General features: G+C 72.6%; 1 protein-coding gene and 1 pseudogene. Both read right to left on the bottom strand.

Annotated elements, in window-relative coordinates:
* Positions 1–146 (bottom strand): annotated as a pseudogene (locus tag ADL29_RS46795) (KR domain-containing protein); the annotation flags it as partial.
* Positions 86–4,733: type I polyketide synthase (locus tag ADL29_RS40120; protein WP_425424319.1), on the bottom strand; the 4,648-nt coding region annotated here is incomplete at its 5' end. The pseudogene ADL29_RS46795 and the gene ADL29_RS40120, both read right to left, overlap by 61 nt.

The following is a 4,733-nucleotide window of genomic DNA, read 5'->3' as shown; positions in this document are numbered from 1 at the left end:
TCCAGATCCAGATCCCTGGTCGCCTCGTGCAGGTTCCAGGCCGCATCCACCTTCGGACGCAGCACCGCCGACAGCCGCTCCGGCGTCAGCGACTCCACCACACCGTCATCCAGGACACCGGCGGTATGCACCACCGCGCTGATCCGATGCCGGGCCCGGTGATCAGGACCGTGCCGGACGGATCCCACGTCATCGCGTGCGGAGACTGCACCCGGGCCAGCCGGGCCGCCAGCACCTCACCCCCACGCACCAGCAGTTCGGGCTCATCGGTTGCGAGCGCTTGCGCCAGCACGGTCACATCGGCGTCGCCGTCCACGTCCACGTCCACGTCCACCAGGCCGAAGCGGCCCGGGTTCTCCGACTGTGCCGATCGCACCAGGCCCCGGACGGCAGCCGCCGCGAGATCCGCGCCGAAGGCCGCCCCGCGGGTGACGAACACCAGGCGCGAGGTGACGAACCGGTCGTCGGCCAGCCACGACTGCACCATCTCCAACGCCCAGGCGGTCGCAGCGTGTACCGACTCCACCGTCCCGGCAGCGCCGGAAGGCGGCGCGACCAGGACCGTCCCGGGCACGGCCGCGCCGTTCAGGGAATCCAGGTCCGCGGACGTGCGCAGCGGCTCGCCCTCCGGGCCGGTGCCCAGTTCGACGCGCTCGTCGGTGAGCGGTACGGGGACCCAGTCGGCCTTGAAGAGGGCGTCCCGGTCAGCGGCCTGCAGCTGCCCGGCCGAGAGCGGACGTACCACCAGCGACTCCACCGATGCGACCGGCGCACCGGACGCGTCCGCGATCGCGACCGACATCGCGCCGTCCGCTTCGCGGATGCGGACGCGGAGGTGCGAGGCGCCGGACGCGTGCAGAGAGACTCCGGTCCAGGAGAACGGGACGCCGCCCGCTTCCACGCCGCCCAGCGCCGATGCGTGCAGCGCGGCGTCGAAGAGCGCGGGGTGCAGACCGTATGCGTCGCCGTCGGTGCTCTCGGGGAGCCTCACCTCGGCGTAGATGTCCCCGCCGGTCTTCCAGGCCGCCCGCAGGCCGTGGAAGGCCGGGCCGTACGTGAGCCCGGCATCGGCGAGTACGTCGTAGCAGTCCGCCACTTCCACGGGCTCCGCGCCCTTCGGCGGCCATACGGTGGCGTCAAAGTCGAAGGAGGTCGCTTCGGCGCCCTGGGACACCGCACCACTGGCGTGCAGCGTCCATGGGCCCTCGCCCTCACGTGCATGGACCGAGACCGGCCGGCGGCCCGCCTCATCGGGCTCGCCCACCCCTACCTGTACCTGGACCGCGGCGCCCGAGGCGGGCAGCACCAACGGTGCGGCGAGCGTCAGCTCCTCCAGGAGATCACAGCCGGCCTCGTCGGCCGCCCGGAGCACCAGTTCCACCAGCGCCGTGCCGGGCACGAGGACGGATCCCCGCACCACATGGTCCGCCAGCCACGGGTGTGAGGACACCGACAGCCGGCCCGTGCACAGCAGGCCACCCGAGTCCGCCAGTTCCACCACCGCACCCAGCAGCGGATGCCCGGCCGAGCCCAGACCCGCGGACCGCACACCGCCCGAACGCGCCACTCCACCCGACGGCCAGAACCGCTCGTGCTGGAAGGCGTACGTCGGCAGATCCGCCCACCGTGCACCCGAACCGGCGAACAGACCCGTCCAGTCCACGCCCGTGCCCCGGACGTACAGCTGCGCCAGGGCACCCAGCAGCGCCGTCTCCTCGGGCCGGTCCTTGCGCAGTACGGGAGCGAGCACGGCGTCGTCCGATGCCGACTCCCGGGCCATCGCCGACAGCACACCGTCCGGGCCGAGCTCCAGGAACCGCGTCACCCCTTCCGCCCGCAGCGCCCGAATCCCGTCCGCGAATCGCACTGCCTCGCGGGCGTGCCGGACCCAGTAGTCGGCGTGGGCGAGCTGTTCGGGCCCGGCGAGGTGGCCCGTCAGGTTGGACACGACGGGGATCGTCGGCGTGCCGAAGGACAGCCGGGTCACCACCGCGCGGAATTCCTCCAGCATCGGTTCCATGAGCGGCGAGTGGAAGGCGTGCGAGACCCGCAGCCTGCTGGTCTTGCGGCCCTCCCCCTCGAAGTGCGCCGCGATGGCCAGCACCGTGTCCTCGGCACCCGAGATCACGACCGACGACGGGCCGTTGATCGCCGCGAGCGAGACGCCTTCCACCAGATGCGGAAGGACCTCGTCCTCCGCCGCCCGGATCGCCATCATCGCGCCGCCGGGGGGCAGTTGCTGCATCAGCCGGCCTCGGGCCGCCACCAGCGCACAGGCATCCGGGAGGGAGAAGACACCCGACACATGGGCCGCGGCGACCTCACCGATCGAATGCCCCGCCACGAAGTCCGCGCGTACGCCCCATGACTCCGCCAGTCGGTACAGCGCCACCTCGATGGCGAACAGCCCGGCCTGGGCGTACGCGGTCTGGTTCAGCAGCTCCGCGTCCTCGCCCCAGACCACGTCCCGCAGGGGGCGGTCCAGGTGCTCGTCCAAGGCCGCACACACGGCGTCGAAGGCATCCGCGAACACCGGGTAGCGGGCGTACAACTCCCAGCCCATGCCCAGGCGTTGAGATCCCTGTCCCGAGAACAGGAAGGCCGTCCTGCCCGCGCCGGACGAGCCCTCCGCCAGACCGGCGTCGGCCTCGCCCACCGCGAGTGCGGACAGGGCACGCACCAGCGTGTCGCGGTCCTGGCCCCACACCACCGCACGGTGGGCGAAGCTCGACCGCCTGGTCACCAGCGAGTGGCCGATGTCCCGCGCGCACAGCGCGGCACTGCCGGCGACCAGGGACAGCAGGCGCGCCGCCTGGCCGCGCAGGGCGGCTTCGTTCCGTGCGGAGAGCACCCATGCCAGCGCGCCGGGCTCGGTCACCGTGTCGTCCGGTGCGGCGTCGGCCGCGTCCGGTTCGGGCTGCTCCAGGATGACGTGCGCGTTCGTCCCGCTGACGCCGAAGGAGGAGACGCCCGCGCGCCGCGGCCCGTCGCCCTGCGGCCACTCGGCCTCAGAAGTCCTCGCCAGCGCCTGCCGGATCACCCGCTGCTGCGACGGACCGTTCGGCGCCGTCAGACCATTGGACGCACCGTCCTGATTCACCGCACTGCCGCGCACCACCGCGAGCACCCGGTGTCCGTTGCGGCGTGCGTCCGACAGACGTTCCAGTACGAGCATGCCGACGCCCTCGCCCCAGCCGACGCCGTCGGCCGCATCGGCGAACGCCTTGCAACGGCCGTCCGCCGACAGTCCGCGTTGCCGCGAGAACTCGATGAATGTCGTCGGTGTGGACATCACCGTCACACCGCCCGCGAGCGCCAGCGAGCACTCGCCCGAGCGCAGCGACTGCGCCGCCCAGTGCAGGGCGACCAGGGACGACGAGCACGCCGTGTCCACCGTGACCGCCGGCCCCTCGAAACCGAAGGTGTACGAGACCCGGCCCGAGGCGATGCTGGCCGCGCTGCCGTTGCTGCGGTAGCCCTCGAACTGATCGCCGACGAGGAGGTCTCCGTAGTCGGTGTACATCACGCCCGCGAAGACGCCCGTGCGGCTGCCCCGCAGCGATGCCGGGTCGATGCCCGTCCGCTCGATGGCCTCCCAGGTCGTCTCCAGCAGCAGCCGCTGCTGGGCGTCGGTCGCCAGCGCCTCGCGCGGGCTCATCCCGAAGAACTCGGGGTCGAACTCCGCCGCCTCGTGGAGGAATCCACCGGAGCGGGTGTACGAGGTGCCGAGCGCCTCGGGATCGGGGTTGTAGAGGCTCTCCACGTCCCAACCGCGGTCGGTGGGGAAGTCGGACACCGCGTCCACGCCCTCCGACACCAGGCGCCACAGGTCCTCGGGCGAGCCGACGCCGCCCGGGTAGCGGCAGCTCATGCCGACGATCACGACCGGGTCGTCGGCCGCCCCCGCCGGTGACGGCACCGGCGCCGACAGCTCGGCCGCCTCCTGCGCGCCGAACAGCTCGTCCAGCAGGAAGTCGACGAGCGCGTCCGCCGTGGGGTAGTCGAAGACGGCGGTGGCCGAAAGGCGCAGGCCGGTCGCGTTGTTGAGGCGGTTGCGGAGTTCGACCGCGGTCAGAGAGTCGAAGCCGAGGTCCTGGAAGACGCGGGTCGACTCGATCGTCTCCGGGCTCGCGTGGCCCAGGACGACCGCGATCTGGGCCCGTACCAGGTCCAGGAGCACCTCGCGCCGCTCCACCGTGCCCAGTCCGCTCAGGCGTCCCACCAGCCCGGCTACCGCGGCCGAGCCGCCCACCGCCGAGCGCCGGGCGCGGGTCCTGATCAGGCCGCGCAGCAGCGGGGGCACCTCGCCCTGGTCGCGCAGGGACGCCAAGTCGAAGCGTACCGGGAGCAGTTGGGCCTCACCGGCGGCCAGCGCGGCGTCGAAGAGCGCCACGCCCTGTGCGGGGGTGAGTTCGGGCATGCCCTGGCGGGCGATGCGCTGGAGGTCGGCTTGGGTGAGGGTGCCGGTCATGCCGCCGTCCTGGGACCAGGGGCCCCATGCCAGCGACACCGCCGGAAGACCCGCGGTCTGCCGGTGGTGGGCCAGGGCGTCCAGGAAGGCGTTGCCCGCCGCGTAGTTGGCCTGCCCGGGGCTGCCGATCGTGCCTGCCACGGACGAGAACACCACGAACGCATCCAGATCCAGATCCCTGGTCGCCTCGTGCAGGTTCCAGGCCGCATCCACCTTCGGACGCAGCACCGCCGACAGCCGCTCCGGCGTCAGCGACTCCACC

The sequence above is a fragment of the Streptomyces chattanoogensis genome (assembly GCF_001294335.1).
Classification (GTDB): Bacteria; Actinomycetota; Actinomycetes; order Streptomycetales; family Streptomycetaceae; genus Streptomyces; species Streptomyces chattanoogensis.
Note: the sequence above shows the minus strand (reverse complement) of the source record. Positions and strands in the feature narration are given on the sequence as shown.